Genomic DNA, 19824 nt, shown 5'->3' with positions numbered 1-19824 from the left:
AGTTGCCGTCCCCCGCCCGCGCCTGTGACCGTAGGGCGCCCGCGCGCGTAACGGCACTCGCGCTCGCGCGCGGGGTCCGTGCAGGCTGCCGGGTGGACCGGCGCTATCGTCCACAGCACAATGGAATGCAGGAACCGGACATGAAGCACGGGCGCGGACGCGCACGATCGGGCGCGATGATGCTGTGCGTGGCCACCGCACTGGCCGTATCCGGCTGCGAATCGATGGACTCCCATCCGCTCCCGCACGAGGCGCTCGGTCTCGCCTCGGTGACGGACACCGATTCCGACGAATCGACCGTGACGCTGTCGACGGCCGGACTGCCCCGACAGATCGACGCGGCCGTCGCGCTCGCCGACAGCCGCGGAGCGCGCCTGACTGTCGCCGTGCTCGACCGTGAATCCGGGACCCGCGTGCTCGGCGGTTCGGACGAACCCTTCGAGACCGCCTCGACGGTGAAGCTGTTCATCGCCGAGGAGGTCCTGTACCGCGAGGTGACGGGCGAGGCGACGCTCGCCGACGAGGACCACGAGTTGATCCGGTCGATGCTGCGGTCGTCGGACGACAACGCGGCGACGCTGTTGTGGGAAACCTACGGTGGTCCCGAGATCGTCGAGCACGTCGTGGAGCGGCACAACCTGACCGGCACAACTCCTCCGGATCCGGGGTCCTGGTGGTGGAACACGACCACGACGGCGTCGGACCTGCTGACCTGGTACGACGATCTGCTCGGCGACAGTGCCTCCGGTGATGAGAGCGCGGCCCGGATCGTCGGCCATCTGGTGGAGTTCACCGACGAGGGCATCGACGGATACGACCAGCGTTTCGGGCTTCCCGAGGGTCTCGGCGACTCCACGGACCTGGGTGTGAAGCAGGGGTGGATGTGCTGCCTGGCCGGTGAATGGCTGCACCTGTCCACCGGGTTCTTCGGCGACGACCACCGGTACGCGGTCGTGGTCGCGGCGCGGGAGACCGTCACCTACGAAGAGTCGGATCCCTTCTACGACACCGGTTTCCTGCCCGACACGGCGATGTACGACGCGACGGACGACGGGAGCGCGCAACACGCGCGCGAGACCGTCACGCTGGCGGTCGAGACGACGCTCGGAAGCGCGCACCGGCCCTGAGGACCGTCGGGCCCGGCGTCAGTCGTCGGACGGGAGCAGATCGGGTCGTCGTTCGCGGGTGCGTTCGAGCGACTGCTCGTGGCGCCAGCGAGCGACCTTGCCGTGGTCGCCGGACAGCAGCACCGGTGGCACCTCGAGGTCGCGCCACACCGCCGGCCGAGTGTAACTCGGCCCTTCGAGCAGTCCGTCGGAAAACGAATCCTCTTGATGCGACGCCTGATTGCCGAGTACACCGGGCAGCAGACGGACGACGGCCTCGACCATGACGAGGACGGCGACTTCCCCACCGATGAGGACGTAGTCGCCGATGCTCACTTCTTCGACGCGCACGCGCCGCGCGGCATCGTCGAAGACGCGCTGGTCGATTCCTTCGTAGCGGCCGCAGGCGAAGACGATCCGCTTCTCCTTCGACCACCGTTGTGCGGTGGCCTGATCGAAGCGGCGACCGGCGGGCGTCGGGACGACGAGCAGTACGTCGGGATCGGTTTCACCGTCGGGCCCGGCGAGCACGTCGTCGAGCGCCGGTCCCCACACGGTGGGTTTCATGACCATGCCCGGTCCGCCGCCGTAGGGCGCGTCGTCGACGGCCTTGTGCACGTCGTGCGTCCAGTCGCGCAGGTTGTGCACACCGACGGAGATGAGCCCCTTGTCGATCGCCTTGCCGAGCAGGGCGACGCGCAGGGGTTCGAGATATTCGGGGAAGATGGTGACGACGTCGAGCCGCACGGACTACTGCTTCCCCTCGGTCGACTTCTTCTTCTTGGACGGCGGTTCCCCGAAGTCGGGGTCGAGGAGTCCTTCGGGCGGATCGATCTCGATCACGCCGTCCCGGACCGACACCGTCGGGACGATCTCGGTGACGAACGGGACGAGTAACTCTTCGCGCTCCTGGCCGGCTGGCCGGATCGACAGCAGTTCGCCGGCGGCCGTGTGCAGGACCTCGCGGACGGTGCCGACCTCGGTTCCGCCGTCGGGGCGACCGGCGACGATCCGCACCGTCAGCCCTTCGAGTTCGTGGTCGTAGAACTCGTCCGGGTCGTCGGACGGCGGAAGGTCGGCGCTGTCGACGACGAACAGCACCCCACGCAGTGCGTCGGCGGCGTCGCGACCGTCGATGCCCTGCAGGCGCAGCAGAAGCCGCCCGGAGTGCTCCCGGGCGGCTTCCACTGTGTACTCGTGCAGGTGCCTGTCGCGAGGCTTACGGCCACGCAGGACCGCGCCGACGGCGAAGCGCTCCTCGGGTTCGTCGGTGCGAACCTCGACGACGACTTCGCCTCTGATGCCGTGCGACTTGGCCACACGGCCCACGACGAGCTCCATCGACGCTCGCCTAGCGGTCGGTGTCGACGACGTCCACACGGATACCCCGGCCACCGATTCCGGTGACGAGGGTCCGCAACGCGGTCGCGGTGCGACCGCCGCGGCCGATGACCTTGCCGAGGTCGTCGGGATTGACGTGCACCTCGACGGTGCGGCCCCGACGGCCCGCGATCAGGTCGACGCGGACGTCGTCGGGATGGGCGACGATTCCACGAACGAGATGCTCGACGGCATCGGCGACCACGGCGCTCATTACTCGGCGGCCTCGGTGGACTCGGCCTCGGTGGACGCCTCGGCGGTCTCTTCCTTGGCAGCCTTCTTCTTCTTGGGCGTGACGGCCTCGGCAGCCGGCTCGTTCTCGGCCTGCGCGAGAGCGGCCTGGAACAGCTCGAGCTTGGACGGCTTCGGCTCCGCCTTCCTCAGGGTGCCCTCGGCGCCCGGCAGGCCCTTGAACTTCTGCCAGTCACCCGTGACCTTGAGGAGGTTGAGGACCGGCTCGGTCGGCTGCGCGCCGACGGCCAGCCAGTACTGCGCACGCTCCGAGTCGATCTCGATCAGCGAGGGCTCTTCCTTGGGGTGGTACTTGCCGATGGTCTCGATGGCCCGGCCGTTGCGACGGGTGCGCGAGTCCGCAATGACGACGCGGTACTGCGGGTTGCGGATCTTGCCGAGACGGGTGAGCTTGATCTTGACAGCCACTGCTGTGTTCTCCTTCGGGGTGCGCCGAGGCGCGTGTCACGTGCAATTCGGACGACGCGCCCTTCTGGCACGCCCGGTTTTGCCTCTAGCCTGTGACCGCCGCGCGGTACGTAACCGGATGCGACGACAGCGAACCATTCTGCCAGACGCGCGAGCCAGGACGAAACCGGCACCCGGTGACTCCGCGCACCCTCTCTACAGCCGCGCGGGGCGCCCCGAGACCACCCGGCCGCACAGCGTACGCCTCGGTCGGGTCGAGACCCACACGCACGAGCGATGCGATCTCGTCGGCGATGCGCCCGTGCTGCACCTGGCCACCTGCATCGGTGCCCGCGTAGATCGGGATGCCGGCCTCGTGGGCGGCGCCGATGGTCTCGTCGGTCAGGCCAGTGCCGTGTTCGATGCAGTCGATCCCCGCCGCGAGCAGTCCGGACAGGGCGTCCTCACCGAGGACGTGCGCCGTCACCCGCGCGCCCTCGCGGTGGGCCGCGGCGATCGCCTCGACGAGGATCTCGTCGCTCCACAGCGGCGCGAGGTCGCCGGCCTCCCGGTCGATCCAGTCGCCGATGAGTTTGACCCAGCCCTCACCGGCCTGGGCCTGACGGGCCACTTCGTCGGGCAGCTGCGACTCGTCCTCGAGGTCGACGGGCAGCCCGCGGATGTAACGCTTGGGCAGCGCGATGTGCCGGCCGGCCCGGATGATCCGGGACAGGTCCGCCCGCTGATCGAGGGCCCGGGTGTCGACAGGCGACCCGGCGTCGCGGAGCAGCAGGACACCCGCGTCGCGTTCGGTGACGGCCTGCGCGAGCAGACCCTCCTCGTCCTCGGCTCCCCCACCGAACCGGAGGCCGACATGGCAGTGCGCGTCGACGAGGCCCGGCAGGATCCAGCCGTCGGCGCAGAGCACCTCGGCGTCGCGGCCGGGCTCGGCCGTGAACGCTCCGTCGGCCCCGACGAACAGTTCGACGGGTTCGCCGTCGGCCAACGACCGGCCTCACACGACGAAGGAACGCGCATCACCCTCGGTCACGGTCATCCCCCGGCCCGGCTCAGTTCTTGGGGAACTTCAGCTTCGACAGGTCGAAGTTCTCGAGTCCCGGAGGAAGCTCGTCGAGGCCCTTCGGCATCTTCGACAGGTCGGGCATCCCGGCGGGCATGCCACCCGGGAGACCGGGGAAGCCGCCGGGCATACCGCCCCGCACCTTCGGCGGCGTCGGTCCGCGACCGCCCTTCTTCCCCTTCTTGCCCTTCTTGCGCTGATTCTTGCGTGCGCCCGGCATGCCCATCTGGCCGGCCATGGCCGTCATCATCTTCCGGGCCTCGAAGAACCGGTCGACGAGCTGGTTGACGTCGGAGACCTTCACACCGGAACCGTTGGCGATGCGCAATCGCCGCGAGCCGTTGATGATCTTCGGGTTGGCGCGCTCCTCCGGCGTCATGCCGCGGATGATCGCCTGGATGCGGTCGAGCTGCTTCTCGTCGACGTTGGCGAGGGCGTCCTTCATCTGCCCGGCTCCGGGCAGCATGCCCAGGAGATTGGCGATGGGGCCCATCTTCCGCACGGCCATCATCTGCTCGAGGAAGTCCTCGAGGGTGAGCTCGCCGGAACCGATCTTGTTGGCGGTGGCCTCGGCCTGCTCGGCGTCGAAGACCTGCTCGGCCTGCTCGATCAGGGTGAGCACGTCGCCCATGCCGAGGATGCGGCTGGCCATGCGCTCGGGGTGGAAGACGTCGAAGTCCTCGAGCTTCTCACCGGTGGAGGCGAACATGATCGGCTGGCCGGTGAGCTCGCGGACGCTGAGCGCGGCACCTCCGCGAGCGTCGCCGTCGAGCTTGGTGAGCACCACGCCGGTGAAGCCGACGCCCTCGCGGAACGCCTCGGCTGTGCTCACGGCGTCCTGACCGATCATCGCGTCGAGGACGAACAACACCTCGTCGGGCTGCACGGCGTCGCGGATGCCCGCGGCCTGCGCCATGAGTTCCTGGTCGATACCGAGGCGACCGGCGGTGTCGACGATGACCACGTCGTACTGCTTGTTGCGCGCCTCGGCGATGCCCTGCTCGGCCACGGCGATCGGGTCGGCGGCGGTGACTCCGAGTTCGTTCTCGCCTCCGCCGATGGAGGTGCCGGGATGGGGCGCGAAGACCGACACGCCGGCACGCTCACCGACCACCTGCAGCTGGGTCACAGCGCCGGGGCGCTGGAGGTCGCAGGCGACCAGCATCGGGGTGTGCCCCTGCGCCTTGAGCCACTTCGCGAGCTTACCCGCGAGCGTGGTCTTACCGGCACCCTGCAGACCGGCGAGCATGATGACCGTCGGCGGGTTCTTCGCGAACTGCAGACGACGGGTCTCGCCGCCGAGGATCCCGACGAGTTCCTCGTTGACGATCTTGACGACCTGCTGGGCCGGGTTGAGCGCGCCATGCACCTCGGCGCCCTTGGCGCGCACCTTGATCTTCTTGATGAACTCGCGCACGACGGGCAGCGCGACGTCGGCCTCGAGCAGGGCGAGGCGGATCTCACGGCAGGTCGCGTCGATGTCCGCGTCGGACAGCCGCCCCTTGCCGCGCAGGTCCTTCAGGACCCCTGTCAACCTGTCGGAAAGGGATTCGAACACCGAATGCGCTCCTGAGCTCTGACGAAGATGCGGACATTGCTGCGAACCAGGGTAACCGCTCCCGATCCGTCGCGACCGCGGGTGGCCACACCACAGCGCGGGCCACCCGCGCTGTCACGATCCGTCGGTCACGCTCTGTCGACGGGTGCGGGCGGCTCGGGAGCAGGCAGGACCGACAACAGTTCCTTCTCGAGATGTTCCCGGGAGACACGGGTGTGGGCACCGGCGAGATCGACGCAGAACGAGTCGATCACCGTCGAACCCAGCGTGCTCACCCGCGCCCACCGCACGTCGGCTCCGACACGCTCGAAGACGTCCGCGAGACGGCACAGCAGACCGATCCGGTCCTCCGACCGGATCTCGAGCACGACCTGGTCCGATTCGGATCCTTCGAACCAGATGATCCGCGGCGGCGCGAGAGCGGCGCTGACGGGAACCGCCCGGGCCGTTCGCTCGGGAAGCCGGCTCTCCCGTTCGGCGCGGTCCTTGGCCTCGAGGGCACCGAGGAGGTCGAGATCGCCGGAGCGCGCCCGCACGAGTTCCTGCCGGAGCAGGGCCGCTTCGGGCGGTGAACCGAATCTCGGAGCCACGACGAAGCTGTTGACCGTGCTGCCGGCGTGACTGCCGATCGAGGCCGACAGCACCCGCAGACCGTGCAGGGAGAGCACACCGGCCTCGTCGGAGAGCACGCCCCGCTCGTCGGGCGCGACGAAGGTCGCGGAGAAGCTGCGGCCGTCCTCGCGTGGTTCGAGCGCGACGTGCAGGGCGCCGTCCTCGGCGAGGTTCGCGAGGGCGGGATCGATCGGATCCGGTGCCGGCAGCTCGTCCCCCGCCATCATCATGCGGCAGCGGCGCACGAGTTCCCGGATCAGCGACGCCTTCCAGTCCCCCCACACCCCCGGGCCGGTGGCCTGCGAATCTGCCTCGGCCAAGGCGTGGAGCAGGTCGAGCAGCACCGGATCCCCGTCGAGGGCGCCGACGACCGCGGCCACGGTCTCCGGATCGTCGAGGTCGCGGCGGGTCGCGGTGTGCGGCAGGAGCAGATGGTGCCGCACCATCGAGGTGAGCAGCGCCAGATCCGAAGGCCACAGGCCCATCCGCCGCCCGATCTGCAGGGCCAGTTCGGCACCGACCACGCTGTGGTCGCCGCCGCGTCCCTTCCCGATGTCGTGCAGCAACGCGCCGAGAACGAGCAGGTCCGGACGGGAGACCCGCGTCGTCAGTTCGCTCGCGTACACGGCGGTCTCGACGAGGTGCCTGTCGACGGTCCACGTGTGGACGGCGTCGCGGGGCGGCAGGTCGCGCACCGCACCCCATTCGGGGAGCAACCTCCCCCACAGTCCGGTGCGGTCCAGCGACTCGATGACGTCGACCGCGCGACGTCCCGAGCCGAGCAGCACCAGGAAGTCGTCGAGGGCTTCCCGGGGCCAGGGTTCGCGCAGCTCCGGTGCGTGATCGGCGAGTCGGGTGAGCGTGGCCGCCGAGACGGGCAGTCCGGCCTGCGCAGCGGCCGCCGCGACCCGCGTGATCAGGCCCGGATCGCGACGCGGATGCGCGTCGCGTGCGAGGGCGACCTCTCCCCCGTGCTCGACGACCCCTTCGTCGAGCGGACGCCGCACCGGTCCGCGGCGCAGACGCGACAGACCCTTGCGCGGCAGCGAATTGGCCGCGGTGCGCAGACCGACGTCGACGGAATAGCTGATCGTGCGGGCCGATTCGGTGAGCACCCGCGCAAGATCGAAACGGTCGCCGATCCGCAGCGCCGCAGCGATCTCGTCGGCGTCCTGCGCGCGCAGCTGGTCGCGGGAGCGGCCGGCGACGCGGTGCAGCTCGGTGCGTACATCGAGCAGTCGCCGGTGGGCGGCCGCGAGCCCGCCGCCCGGGACGTCGGGTCCGAGTCCTGGCATGCCGTCGGTGAGCTGCGCAACGGACAGGGCATTGAGCAACTGCACGTCCCGCAACCCGCCGCGACCGCTCTTGAGGTCGGGTTCGGCCCGGTGGGCGATCTGCCCGCTGCGCTGCCATCGCACCTCGGTCGTCTCGATGAGTTCGTCGAAGCGGGACCGGATGCCGGTGCGCCACTGCCGTCGCACACCACCGATGAGCAGATTGCTCAGCTGGGCGTCGCCCGCGATGTGCCGCGCCTCGAGCATTCCCAACGCGGCCGTCAGATCGGACGAGAACACCTGGAGGGCCTGGGGCACCGTCCGGACACTGTGGTCGAGCTTGATGTGCGCGTCCCACAGCGGGTACCAGAGCTCGTCGGCGACCTTCGACACGACGGACGGCGCCATGTCGTCGTGGAGGAGGATGAGATCGAGATCGGAGTACGGGAGCATCTCGCGGCGTCCGAGACCCCCGACGGCGACGATGGCGAAGCCTCCCTCGCGCTTGATGCCGAGTTCGGAGCCCTTCGTCGTCAACCAGAATTCGTGCAGGTCCACGAGGGCGTGGCGCAGGGCCACGGTGTCGAGGCGGCGGCTGCGGGGGCCGCCGGAGAGCAGGGTGTCTCGGGCGGCCGCCAGATCGGCGGCGCCCGCCGGTGCGGTTGTGCGGGCCGGGGACACCGAAGGCCCCGATCCCGCTGCCGAAGCAGCGCGATCAGGGCCTCGAGTGCCGGACCCCTGGGGGTCAGAGCGCATCCGAACCTCGTTCTCCGGTGCGGACCCGGACAACGGCTTCCACGGGCGTGACCCACACCTTGCCGTCGCCGATCTTGCCGGTACGGGAGGCCTCGACGATGGTCTCGACGACCTTGTCGACAGCGGAGTCGTCGATGACGACCTCGACACGGACCTTCGGCACGAAGTCGACGGAGTACTCGGCTCCGCGGTAGACCTCGGTGTGGCCCTTCTGGCGGCCGTACCCCTGCACCTCGCTGACTGTCATTCCCAGCACACCGGCCTGCTCCAGGCCTGCCTTGACGTCCTCGAGCGTGAACGGCTTGATGATCGCCGTGATCAGCTTCATATCCTCATCCTTCCCAGAGCCCGCTGGCCGCTGTCATCCCTGCTCACTGTCGTGGTCTTCTTATCACTTGAGAGCCGGCGCGAAGTCGTATGCGGATTCCGCATGTTCGGCTTCGTCGATACCGCGGGCCTCTTCCTCGTCGCTCACACGCCAGCCCATGGGCTTGAGTGCGAAGGCGATCACTGCGGTGACGACGGCGGTGAACACCAGGGCGACGACTGCGATGACGATCTGGATGACGAGCTGCTTGTAATCGCCACCGTAGAACAATCCGGTCTCGGTGCCGAGGAAGCCGATGGCGACCGTGCCCCACAGGCCGGACACGAGGTGGACACCCACGACGTCGAGCGAGTCGTCGTAACCGAACTTGTACTTCAGACCCACCGCGAGGGCGGACAGGACACCGGCGATGACGCCGAGGGCGATCGATCCGACCGGGCTCAGCGAGCCGGCAGCGGGGGTGATGGCGACCAGGCCGGCGACGGTACCGGACGCGGCACCGAGGCTGGTGGCCTTGCCGTCACGGATGCGCTCGGTGAGGAGCCAGCCGAGGATGGCGGCGGCGGTGGCGGTGGTGGTGTTGACCCAGGCCAGGCCGGCAGTACCGTCGGCGGCGAAGGCCGAACCGGCGTTGAAGCCGAACCATCCGAACCACAGCAGCGCGGCACCGAGCATGACGAACGGCAGGTTGTGCGGACGGAAGGCGGTGCGACCGAAGCCGGCACGCTTGCCGATGACGACGGCCAGGACGAGAGCGGCGATACCGGCGTTGATGTGGACGACCGTGCCACCGGCGAAGTCGATCGGCTCCACCGCGGCGCTGACTTCTCCGCCGTCCTCGACGGTGCCGAACATGGCCGCTGCGATGCTGTCCTCGGAGCCCGAGAGCAGGCCGCCACCCCACACCATGTGGGCGAGCGGGAAGTAGGCGCAGGTGACCCAGATGGCCGCGAACGCCATCCACGTACCGAACTTCACGCGCTCGGCCAGTGCACCGCTGATCAGGGCGGTGGTGATGATCGCGAAGGTCACCTGGAAACCGATGTCGATGATCTGCGGGTAGTTGCCCGAACCACTTGCAAGGAACTCACCGTCCTCGCCGTACATGGCTCCCTGCAGACCGAACTGCTCGAAGGGGTTCGCGAAGATCCCGAGTACGCTCTCGTTGCCGTAGGACATCGACCAGCCCCACAGGACGTAGATGACCCCGATCACGGCCATCGCGCCGAAGGACATCATCATCATGTTGAGCACGGACTTGGAACGGGACATCCCGCCGTAGAAGAACGCCAGGCCCGGGGTCATCAGAAGCACGAGCGACGCTGCTATCAGCATCCACGCTGCGTCGCCGGTGTTCACCACTTCCTCCACTTGCAACCTCCCTGTAGGCCGCGCCGAGCGGCGCGTTGTCGAGGGAAAGCTTGCTGCCCGGATGTTTCCGTGGAGGCGCCGCGCTGTTTCGTGGGCGTGAACGCAGGAACCGACCTTGTTTCATCCTTGTTTCACACTTTTCGGACACCGCATCCCCACCGACGGAACCGGCCGCTGCCCGCATGAGCGGACAGCGGCCGGAACAACGGACGCGGTGCGGATCAGCCCAACAGGGCGTCCACGAAGGCTTCCGGTTCGAAGGGGGCGAGATCGTCGGCGCCCTCACCGAGACCCACCAGCTTCACCGGGACGCCGAGTTCGTGCTGCACCTGGAAGACGATGCCGCCCTTGGCGGTTCCGTCGAGCTTGGTGAGCACCACACCGGTGATGTCGACGACCTCGGCGAACACGCGGGCCTGCATCAGACCGTTCTGGCCGATCGTCGCGTCGAGGACGAGCAGGACCTCGTCGACGGCGGCCTTCTTCTCCACGACGCGCTTGACCTTGCCGAGCTCGTCCATCAGGCCGGTCTTGGTGTGCAGGCGGCCGGCGGTGTCGACGAGGACCGCGTCGACACCGTTGTCGATGCCCCTCGCGACGGCATCGAACGCCACCGCGGCCGGATCGGCGGCCTCCTTGCCGCGGACGACCTCGGCGCCGACGCGTTCGGCCCAGGTCTGCAGCTGGTCGGCGGCCGCGGCACGGAAGGTGTCGGCGGCACCGAGCAGCACCCGGCGTCCGTCCGCGACGAGCACGCGGGCGAGCTTGCCGGTCGTCGTGGTCTTTCCGGTGCCGTTGACACCGACGACGAGCAGCACCGCGGGATGGTCCTCGTGCGGGAGGGCCCGGATGGAGCGGTCGAGCTCGGGGCGGAGCTCATCGACAAGCACGCTGCGCAGCACGGCGCGGGCGTCGGCCTCGCTGCGCACGTTGTTCACGACCATCTCCTCACGCAGACGGTCGACGATCTTGGTGGTCGTCGCGGCACCGAGGTCGGCCACGAGCAGCGTGTCCTCGATCTCCTCCCAGGAGTCCTCGTCGAGATCGCCACCACCGAGCAGGCCGAGCAGGCTCTTGCCGACCGCCGACTGCGAGCGGGCCAGACGGCCGCGCAGGCGGACAAGGCGACCTGCGGTGGGTTCGATCTCCTCGATCGGGGCTGCCGGAGGAACAGCGGCCGGTCCGGCCGGTTCGACGACCTCGGGTTCGGTGACCTCGGGTTCGGCAACGGTCTCTGTCGCCGGGGCGGGCTCGACCTCGGGCTCGACGGGCTCCGGAGCGGGACGCTCCGGCTCCGGGGCGACCTCGGGCTCGACCGGCTCCGGTTCGGCAGGCTTCGGCTCCGCAGGCTCCGGCTCGGGCTTGGGCTCGACCTTCGGCTCAGGCTTCGGTTCGACCTTCGGCTCGGGCTTCGGTTCCGCCTTCGGCGCGGGCGCAGGTTGCGCCTTCGGCGCGGGCGCAGGTTCCGCCTTCGGCTCGGCGGGTGCCGGTGCGCTCGGCGGAGCTTCGGTGATCTCCTCCGGCAACGGCACCGTGCGGGGCGCCGGCTCCGGCTTCACCGCAGGCTTCGGTGCCGGTTTCGGCGCAGGTCGGGGGGCCGGCGCCGGTGGCGCGGCCGTGCCCTGCGAGAAACTGAATCCGCTCTGCGCCTTGTAACCGCCCGAGCGGTCCTTTGTCTCGGCGGAATCGAGCTGCGGGGTCTCGGGCGCCTTCAGCGACACCTGCCGCCGCCGGTAGAGGGTCAGACCGACGACGAGCGCGACGAGAACGACCGCCAGCGCGGCGGCGATGACTATCCAGGCTCCGGTACTCACGCACCCATACTGTCAGGCCTGGAGCTCTTCCTCCGGTTCGGGGACCGGTGTCGCGATCTCGCGTCCGCGCAGTCGCTGCGAGATGACCCGGGTGATGCCGTCGCCCCGCATGCTCACGCCGTACAGCGCGTCAGCGACCTCCATCGTCGGCTTCTGGTGGGTGATGACGATGAGTTGGGACTTCTCGCGCAGCTGCTCGAACAGCCCGATCAACCGTCGCAGGTTGGTGTCGTCGAGCGCGGCCTCGACCTCGTCCATCACGTAAAAGGGCGACGGACGGGCCCGGAAGATCGCGACCAGCATCGCCACCGCGGTCAGGGACTTCTCGCCGCCCGACAGCAGCGACAGGCGCTTGACCTTCTTGCCCGGCGGGCGGGCCTCGACCTCGATGCCGGTGGTGAGCATGTCGCTCGGGTCGGTGAGCACGAGCCGCCCCTCACCGCCGGGGAACAACTTCGCGAAGACCTGTTCGAACTCGCGCTCGACGTCGGCGTACGCCTCGGTGAACACCTGCAGGATTCGCGCGTCGACCTCCTCGACGACAGCGAGCAGGTCCTTGCGGGCGCTCTTGACGTCCTCGAGCTGGGTAGACAGGAAGTTGTACCGCTCCTCGAGCGCCGCGAACTCCTCCAGTGCGAGCGGGTTGACGCGTCCGAGCGTCGCGAGATCCTTCTCGGCGCGCTTGGCCCGCCGCTCCTGGGTGACCCGGTCGTAGGGCATCGGTTGGGGAGCGACGACCTGTTCGCCGCGTTCGCGGGCCTGCTCGTACTCGGCCATCTCCAGCGGCGTCGGCGGCAGCGGCACGTCGGGGCCGTACTCGGCCACGAGGTCGTCGAGGGCGATGCCGTGCTGCTCGAGGATGGTCTGTTCGAGTTGCTCGATCCGGAGCGAGGCCTGCGCCCGGGCCACTTCGTCGCGATGCACCGCGTCGGTGAGCTGGTCGCGCTGCACGGACAGTTCGCGGACGAGTTCGCGGGCCCGTTCGAGTTGCTCGGCGCATTCGGCGCGGCGCCGGTTCAGGTCGTCGCGCTGTGCGAGTGCCGTCGCTACGGCCACCTCGAGTTGTTCGGCGAGTCGCTGCCCTGATTCGGCCACCGCCGCGGCGACGACCGCCGCCTGACGACGCGCGACGCGGGCACGTTCGGCACGAGCGCGGGCCTCGCGCTCGGCCTGCGCGGCGCGGCGGAGCGAATCCGCTTTGCCCCGAAGCGCTTCGGCACGTTCCTCGGCCGTGCGTGCCGCGAGTCGCGCCTCGACCTCGACGGCCCGGACCTCGGCGAGCGCGGTCGCGGCCATCTCCCGCTCGGCGGCGGTGTGATCGGTGCCCGCACCGTCGCTACTTCCGGCCGAGTCGTCCTCGGCCAGGCGCAGTCGCTCCTCGAGCTCGACCAGCTTCTCCCGTGCCGCGTCGCGTTCCTTCTCTGCCTCCGTGCGTTGGGCTGCGAGGCGTCCGGATTCGGCGTGAGCGGTGCGTGCCGCCTGGCCGAGCCGACCGAGTTGTTCGTAGACGGCCGACATCGCCGCGTCGGACTCGTTGAGCGCGGCAAGGGTCTGTTCGACGTGTTCGGCGCGTTCGGCCTGTTCCGCGAGTGCGCCCGCGAGGGCTGCGGCCAGTTCCTCGGAGCGACGCTCGGCCTGTTCGAGGCCGGCACGGGAGGTGTCGATCGCCGCCTGGATCTCGAGGGTGCTCGGGGCGCGGTGCGAGCCGCCGACCACCCAACCCGCGCCGGCGAGGTCTCCTCCGCGCGTCACGGCGCGCAGATCGGGCCGGGCAGCGCAGACCCCGAGGGCAGTGGGCAGGTCGTCGACCACGACGGTGCGGGCCAGCAGGCCGTCGACGCCTCCGCGCAGGTCGGCAGGGCACTCGACGACCTCGCGGAGCCATCGGGCACCGGACGGCAGGTCGCCGGTGTCGGTGGGACCGGCAGTGCCGGGCAGGACGAATGCCACCCGGCCCTGGTCGGCTTCGGCGAGCGCTGCGACCGCCGAGATCGCGGCGTCGGCCGACTCCACCTCGAGGGCGTCGGCCGCGGCGCCGAAGGCAGCTGCGACGGCGGCCTCGTATCCCGAGGACACCCGGAGCCGGTCGGCGAGGCGCCCCACGAGTCCGTCGCCGGAACGCGTGTCGATCAGCCAGGCCGCGCCGTCGGTGCGTTCGAGTCCCATCGACAGGGCTTCGATACGGGCGCCGAGCGAGGCGACCACCTTGCCCGCGGCGCGTTCTGCCTCCTGGAGTTCGGTGACCCGCTCGTCGGCGAGCCGCTGTGCTTCCAGCGCTCGTTCGTGCTGCGCGTCGGCGTCGATCTCACCGGCGTCGAGATCGTCGATGCGTGCCTGAGCGGTCTCGAACTCGGCCTGTGCGGCGACGCCGCGGAGCCGGGCCTCCTCGATGGCGACGGTCAGGCGTGCGATCTCCGCGTCGATCGATTCGGCGCGGGTGCGCATCGTCTCGACCTGGCCTGCGAGACGCGCGAGGCCCTCGCGCCGGTCGGCGACGGCACGCACCGCGGCCAGATGTGCGCGTTCGGCGGCCGCTGCGGCCTCCTCCTGCGCGGCGAGCTGCTCGCGGGCCGCCTCGAGGGCTCCGTGCGCGATCTCGACGGCCTCGACCAGTTCCGCTTCCTCGGCGGCGATCCGGTCGGCACGGGCTTCCATCTCGTCGGGATCCTGACCGGAACGGTCCTCGGGTTCGGCGTGCAGGTGCCGGGCGCGTTCCTGCGCGACCCGCACGGTCGCCGAGACGCGCTCGGCGAGGGCGGACAGGCGGAACCAGGTCTGCGACGCCGCTTCGGCACCGGGAGTGAGCTGCGCGAGGGCCTGTTCGTGGCGGGCGAGTTCGGCGTTAGCGTCGTCGAAGGCCGCGAGCACGGTGTCGAGCCGCTCCCGGACCATCTTTTCCTGCTCGTCGTGCCCGGCGAGTTCGGCGCGGCGCGTGACGAGGTCGTCGGCGGCCAGACGTAACCGCGCGTCGCGCAGGTCGGCCTGGATGGTCTGGGCGCGACGCGCGACCTCGGCCTGCCGGCCGAGCGGTTTGAGCTGGCGGCGCAGCTCAGCGGTGAGGTCGGTGAGGCGCGCGAGGTTGGCCTGCATCGAGTCGAGCTTGCGCAGCGCCTTTTCCTTGCGCTTGCGGTGCTTGAGGACGCCGGCGGCCTCCTCGATGAAGGCGCGTCGGTCCTCCGGGCGGGATTCGAGGATCGCGGCGAGGCGGCCCTGACCGACGATGACGTGCATCTCGCGGCCGATACCGGAGTCGGACAACAGTTCCTGTACGTCCATGAGACGGCAGGAACTGCCGTTGATCTCGTACTCGCCCGCGCCGTCGCGGAACATGCGGCGAGTGACGGAGACCTCGGAGTACTCGATGGGCAGCGCACCGTCGGAGTTGTCGATGGTGAGCGTGACCTCGGCGCGTCCGAGCGGCGGGCGGCCGGCGGTTCCGGCGAAGATGACGTCCTGCATCTTGCCGCCGCGCAGGGCCTTGGCGCCCTGCTCCCCCATCACCCAGGTGAGTGCGTCGACGACGTTCGACTTGCCGGACCCGTTGGGGCCCACCACACAGGTGATACCCGGTTCGAAACGGAGAGTCGTCGACGAGGCGAAGGACTTGAAGCCCTTCAACGTCAGACTCTTGAGGTACATGGGTGAGAACTCTACCGGCGGGTTGTGACTGCTTTCCTAGGCCGGGTGCACCGCGCGGACCGTCCCGTCGAAACCGGTCGTGTACAGGACGTTCGGGTCCCAGCCCGGTCCCGAACCGAAGGCGAGCGAGGACATCAGCGGGATGCCCTCGGCGATGCGGCAGCTGTGCCCGGTCGCCGGATCGACCCGCAGGACCGCGCCGGCGAGGTTGAGCGCGATGTACAGCGCGCCGTCGGGACCGATCGTGAGGTCGTCGGGCATAGAGAGCAGCCCCGGCCCGGGCAGGTCGATGCTGCGCACGGGTCCTTCGAGGTCGCGTGCGTCGAGGATGTGGAGCCGGTTGACGTTCTCGAAGGTCGTCACGGTGTAGACGGTGTCGCCGTCGACGGCGATGCCGTTGACGGATCCGAGATCGGTACGGACGACGCGGGCCTCGCCACCGCCGGCGGGCACGAGGGTGAGTCCGACCTCGCCGAGATCGCGTGAGGTGAGCATCGATCCGTCCGACAGCCGGCCGAGGCCGTTGGGCATGACCAGCCCGGTGCCGTGGGTGCCGCGTTCACCCGTATCGAGGTCGAGCGTGTCGATCGTGCCGTCGGCGATCCCGGCCAGCCCCGAGACGGTCGTGTTGCCCACGTTCAGGTACACGGTGGGAACGTCGACGACGATGCCGCCCGGACCGGTCACCTCGGACAGCACGGTGGTCACGCTGCCGTCGGGAGTGATCCGGCGCAGCGCTCCGGGGCCGACGAAGGAGGTGTCCGAGACGAGCAGACTGCCCCGCTCGTCGAACGCAAGGTTCTCGAGGACACCGAGCCCCGACGCGACCGTCGTGACGGACCGCGGTGCGCAGGCAGCCGGACCGGCCGCCGCCGGTGCTGCGGCCAGGGGTGCCACTGCCACAGCGGCGGCTGCTGCCGCCACCATCGTCGAACGTGCACGCCTGCCCATATGTCTCCCCCTCGCCGACCGCGACCCCCGGCCGCGTGCACCCGATCGCGACAGGATACCAAGCCGAACGGACAAACAGGACGGACGTCAACGTTCGACGAAACCGTCGAGGTCGCCGCGCGCGGGATCCCACGAGTCGACGACGAGCCGCACCTCACCGGGGGTGTCGTCGGACCGCAGCCACGCGAGGAGCTGTTCGAGTGCCGGCCGGGGGCCCTCGGCCACGACCATGACGCGACCGTCGGGATGATTCGTCGCGTGCCCGACGAGACCGAGTTCGAGTGCGCGGGCACGCGTGAACCAGCGGAAACCGACCCCCTGGACGCGGCCGTGCACCCACGCCGTGAGCCGTTCGACGTCTGCGGGGGCGCTCATCGATCAGTCCTCAGGGGTGATCGTCAGCGAGACCTCGGTGCCCGCCTCGAGCGTGCGGCCCACCGTGCACACCTTGTCGACGGAGCGTTCGACGAGGGCGATGAGGCGGTCCCGTGCGTCTGCGTCGAGCTCCGACAGGTCGAGGACCATCTCCTCCTCGAGGTGCGGGTAGACCTCGTTCTCGCGGTCGGCGGCACCGGAGACGCGGATCGTCGCGTCGTAGTCGTCGCCGAGCCTGCGGGACAGCGGGAAGTCCGAAGCCATGCCGGAGCACGCGGCGAGCGCGATCTTGAGCAGCTCGCCCGGGGTGAAGACGCCCTCGACGCTCTCCGAGCCGATGAGCACCTCGGCGCCGCGGGAGCTGCGTCCGGTGTAACGACGCGTGCCGGTGCGCTCGACCCACAGCTCGGTGGTGGGAAGGTCGGAAGTCTGGTCAGCCATGGAGGAAATCCTGCCATGTCCCGTCGACCGGGATGTCGCGCAGGATGGTCACGAAGTCCTCGACCTCGGCGGACGACGCGTCGGCACTGCGTCGCAGCACTCCGACCGGTTCGACGGTGCCCGCGGTGGGTACGTCCAGGCGCCGGACCACGCCGTCGGCGAGGTCGTCCCGGGCCGCGCGTTCGGTGGTGATCCACACGGCGTCGCTGCGCCGCACCACCCCGCGTGCCACGGCGAGGTCGAGTGTCTCGATCAGCCCGACCGGCAGTCGCAGGCCGTGACGTTCGAACAATGCCTCGGTCGCGTGGCGCGGTACGGTTCCGCTGGTCGCGACCACCAGGGGGTGTTCGAGCGTGTCGGCGACGGAGACGGAACGCCCGGCGAGGGGGTGGCCGGGCCGGACGACGAGGATCAGCGTCTCGGCGTACAGGAGCTCGAACGACAGCCCCACCATCCGGGACGGTTCGGCCATGCGCCCGAGGACGACGTCGAGGGCGCCGGCGGCGAGCGCCGACAGCAGGACGGCATTGGGGTCGGTGCGGATCCGGATGTCCAGATCGGCGCGCACGCGGCGCAGCTCCGCCAGAGCTTCGGGGAGTACGTACCCGGCCACGGTGGGTAGGGCCCCGATCCGCAGCGGCTCGCGGGCAGGTTCGGCCGCTCCCGCCAGTGCGGCCACAGCTGCGTCCAGTGAGGTGGTGACGTCCTGCGCGTATCGCAGGAAGCGGTGACCCGCCGCGGTGAGGCGCGCACCGTGTCGGCCGCGGTCGAGGAGTTTCGCTCCGGCGAGCACCTCGAGCTCGTTGAGTGTCTTCGTGACGGCCGGCTGACTCAGCTGCAACAGCTCGGCGGCCCGACCGACCTGCCCCTCGCGCGCGACGGTGACGAAACATCTCAGGTGCCGGAGGCGGATGCGTCGCACCTGCTCCGGGACGGACGAGGACGGACCGAACGCGGATTGCATTACTGAAAGTTATGAATCAACTGCCTTTTTGTCAATTTACATGAGTTTTTATTCACCTTATGGTTGTGTCCACAGCTCAGAGATCGGAGATCGCATGTCCACCGGCGAATACGTCGAGCGCGACCACACACTGCACCCACCCGCGCTCACCCCCGGCTACCGCACGTCGGTGCTGCGCGCACCGCGCAACGCGCTCATCACGCCGAAGCCGACCCTGTCGGAGATCACCGGACCCGTCTTCCGCAGCGACGAGCTCGGCGCCCTCGACAACGACCTGATCCTGAACTTCTCGAAGGACGGCCTGCCGATCGGTGAGCGCATCATCGTCCACGGCTTCGTCAAGGACGAGTTCGGCAATCCGGTCGAGGGCGCACTCGTCGAGGTGTGGCAGGCCAACGCCGGTGGCCGGTACCGCCACAAGAAGGACACCTATCTCGCTCCCATCGATCCGAACTTCGGCGGTTGCGGGCGGATGCTCACGGACGCGAACGGCTACTACCAGTTCCGGACGATCAAACCCGGCGCATATCCGTGGGGCAACAGCCGCAACGCCTGGCGCCCGGCGCACATCCACGTGTCGATCCTCGGCCGTGGGTGGGCGCAGCGCCTGATCACCCAGCTGTACTTCGAGGGCGACCCGCTCATCGAGAAGTGCCCGATCGCGCGGACGATCCCGACCGTGGATCAGCTCCGCAGCCTGATCGCCCAGGAGGACCCCGCCTCCAACGCGCCGTTCGACGCCCGCGCCTACCGCTGGGACATCACCCTGCGCGGTCGCCGCGCCACCTTCTTCGAGAACACCGACCTCCCGGGAGCCCCGCGATGAGCCTGCCCACCGATCCCTACCGGCCCGTGCCCCCGCTGCTCCCCCGCGCGATGGTCACGCGTTTCCCGGAAACGCCCTCGCAGACCGGCGGCCCGTACGTCCACATCGGGCTCGCGCCGCAGCAGGCCGGCTTCGACATCTTCGACAACAACTTCGGCAACGTCCTCGTCACCGACGAGACCGAGGGCGAGCGAATCGTGTTGGAGGGCCGCGTCATCGACGGCACCGGCACCCCGGTGCGCGACGCCCTGCTCGAGAGCTGGCAGGCGAACGCGCACGGCCGGTACGCACATCCGGACGACGCACAGGACAAGGATCTCGATCCGAACTTCCGCGGCTGGGGACGCACCGGCGGCGACTTCGAGACGGGCGTGTTCACGATCGAGACGATCAAGCCCGGGGCCGTCACCAACCCCGACGGCTCCGTCTCGGCACCCCACATCCTGCTGGTGGTCTTCGCGCGCGGCATCAACCTGGGGCTGCACACGCGGGTCTACTTCGAGGACGAGGCCGGGCTCAACGCCGAGGATCCCGTCCTGAAGGGCATCGAATGGGAGGTGCGGCGCAACACCCTGATCGCGTCGCGTTCCGAGCGCGACGGACGCACCGTCTACACGATCGACATCCGGCTGCAGGACACTCCGGACGGTGGCGCCGAGACGGTCTTCTTCGACATCTGAACCACCACCTTTCCGAACGGCCCGGTATG

At 69.6% G+C, this 19824-nt stretch carries 17 protein-coding genes and 1 pseudogene; 3 read left to right on the top strand and 15 right to left on the bottom strand.

Going from position 1 to position 19824, the window contains the following annotated elements:
* Positions 1-140 precede the first annotated feature (140 nt).
* Positions 141-1127: a hypothetical protein gene (locus RBB84_RS05225; protein ID WP_228045015.1), complete on the top strand. Its 987-nt coding sequence runs from the start codon at positions 141-143 to the stop codon at positions 1125-1127.
* An 18-nt stretch (positions 1128-1145) separates the two neighbouring features.
* Here RBB84_RS05225 and trmD read toward each other — a convergent pair whose 3' ends face one another.
* From trmD to RBB84_RS05150, 15 genes and pseudogenes are all read right to left on the bottom strand, one after another.
* Complete coding sequence (gene trmD, locus RBB84_RS05220; RefSeq protein ID WP_006550956.1) at positions 1146-1853, bottom strand: tRNA (guanosine(37)-N1)-methyltransferase TrmD; 708 nt, start codon at positions 1851-1853, stop codon at positions 1146-1148.
* A 3-nt stretch (positions 1854-1856) separates the two neighbouring features.
* The gene (gene rimM / locus RBB84_RS05215; RefSeq protein WP_064256367.1) at positions 1857-2447 is read right to left on the bottom strand and encodes a ribosome maturation factor RimM; all 591 of its coding nucleotides are present in this window, start codon (positions 2445-2447) and stop codon (positions 1857-1859) included.
* A gap of 10 nt (positions 2448-2457) precedes the next feature.
* Positions 2458-2700 (bottom strand): RNA-binding protein, encoded by a 243-nt coding sequence (locus RBB84_RS05210; protein WP_006550954.1) that lies wholly within the window; start codon positions 2698-2700, stop codon positions 2458-2460.
* Positions 2700-3146 (bottom strand): 30S ribosomal protein S16, encoded by a 447-nt coding sequence (gene rpsP, locus RBB84_RS05205; RefSeq protein ID WP_064256368.1) that lies wholly within the window; start codon positions 3144-3146, stop codon positions 2700-2702. The genes RBB84_RS05210 and rpsP overlap by 1 nt, the downstream gene beginning before the upstream one ends.
* Positions 3147-3387: 241 nt before the next feature.
* Positions 3388-4131, bottom strand: a pseudogene (locus tag RBB84_RS05200) (amidohydrolase family protein); the annotation flags it as partial.
* Positions 4132-4195: 64 nt separating this feature from the next.
* The gene (ffh, locus tag RBB84_RS05195; protein WP_024100624.1) at positions 4196-5764 is read right to left on the bottom strand and encodes a signal recognition particle protein; all 1569 of its coding nucleotides are present in this window, start codon (positions 5762-5764) and stop codon (positions 4196-4198) included.
* A gap of 128 nt (positions 5765-5892) precedes the next feature.
* On the bottom strand, positions 5893-8406 hold the full coding sequence (locus RBB84_RS05190; protein ID WP_064256370.1) for a [protein-PII] uridylyltransferase: 2514 nt from the start codon (positions 8404-8406) through the stop codon (positions 5893-5895).
* Positions 8396-8734, bottom strand: a complete 339-nt coding sequence (locus RBB84_RS05185) for a P-II family nitrogen regulator (RefSeq protein ID WP_006551220.1) — start codon at positions 8732-8734, stop codon at positions 8396-8398. The genes RBB84_RS05190 and RBB84_RS05185 overlap by 11 nt, the downstream gene beginning before the upstream one ends.
* A 63-nt stretch (positions 8735-8797) precedes the next feature.
* On the bottom strand, positions 8798-10105 hold the full coding sequence (locus tag RBB84_RS05180; RefSeq protein WP_006551219.1) for an ammonium transporter: 1308 nt from the start codon (positions 10103-10105) through the stop codon (positions 8798-8800).
* A gap of 221 nt (positions 10106-10326) precedes the next feature.
* Positions 10327-11919, bottom strand: a complete 1593-nt coding sequence (ftsY, locus tag RBB84_RS05175) for a signal recognition particle-docking protein FtsY (protein WP_064256371.1) — start codon at positions 11917-11919, stop codon at positions 10327-10329.
* Between the two features lie 12 nt (positions 11920-11931).
* Positions 11932-15558 (bottom strand): chromosome segregation protein SMC, encoded by a 3627-nt coding sequence (gene smc / locus RBB84_RS05170; RefSeq protein ID WP_064256372.1) that lies wholly within the window; start codon positions 15556-15558, stop codon positions 11932-11934.
* A 36-nt stretch (positions 15559-15594) separates the two neighbouring features.
* On the bottom strand, positions 15595-16509 hold the full coding sequence (locus RBB84_RS05165; protein WP_064256373.1) for an SMP-30/gluconolactonase/LRE family protein: 915 nt from the start codon (positions 16507-16509) through the stop codon (positions 15595-15597).
* Between the two features lie 87 nt (positions 16510-16596).
* The gene (locus RBB84_RS05160; protein WP_024100619.1) at positions 16597-16884 is read right to left on the bottom strand and encodes an acylphosphatase; all 288 of its coding nucleotides are present in this window, start codon (positions 16882-16884) and stop codon (positions 16597-16599) included.
* 3 nt (positions 16885-16887) lie between these two features.
* On the bottom strand, positions 16888-17325 hold the full coding sequence (locus RBB84_RS05155; protein WP_006551214.1) for an OsmC family protein: 438 nt from the start codon (positions 17323-17325) through the stop codon (positions 16888-16890).
* On the bottom strand, positions 17318-18289 hold the full coding sequence (locus RBB84_RS05150; RefSeq protein ID WP_064256374.1) for a LysR substrate-binding domain-containing protein: 972 nt from the start codon (positions 18287-18289) through the stop codon (positions 17318-17320). Before RBB84_RS05150 ends, RBB84_RS05155 begins: the two co-directional genes overlap by 8 nt.
* Before the next feature lie 94 nt (positions 18290-18383).
* On the opposite strand from RBB84_RS05150, the gene pcaH reads away from it, so the two are divergent.
* Positions 18384-19115 carry a protocatechuate 3,4-dioxygenase subunit beta gene (gene pcaH / locus RBB84_RS05145; RefSeq protein ID WP_006551212.1) on the top strand — a complete coding sequence of 244 codons (732 nt, stop codon included), beginning with the start codon at positions 18384-18386 and terminating at the stop codon, positions 19113-19115.
* Entirely contained in the window at positions 19112-19795 is a 684-nt protein-coding gene (pcaG, locus tag RBB84_RS05140) for a protocatechuate 3,4-dioxygenase subunit alpha (RefSeq protein WP_064256375.1), read from the top strand. The genes pcaH and pcaG overlap by 4 nt, the downstream gene beginning before the upstream one ends.
* Positions 19796-19824: the final 29 nt, after the last annotated feature.

The sequence above is a fragment of the Rhodococcus sp. D-6 genome (assembly GCF_040256695.1).
In the GTDB taxonomy this organism is placed as follows: domain Bacteria; phylum Actinomycetota; class Actinomycetes; order Mycobacteriales; family Mycobacteriaceae; genus Rhodococcus; species Rhodococcus pyridinivorans.
This window is presented reverse-complemented; position numbering and strand designations above follow the sequence as displayed.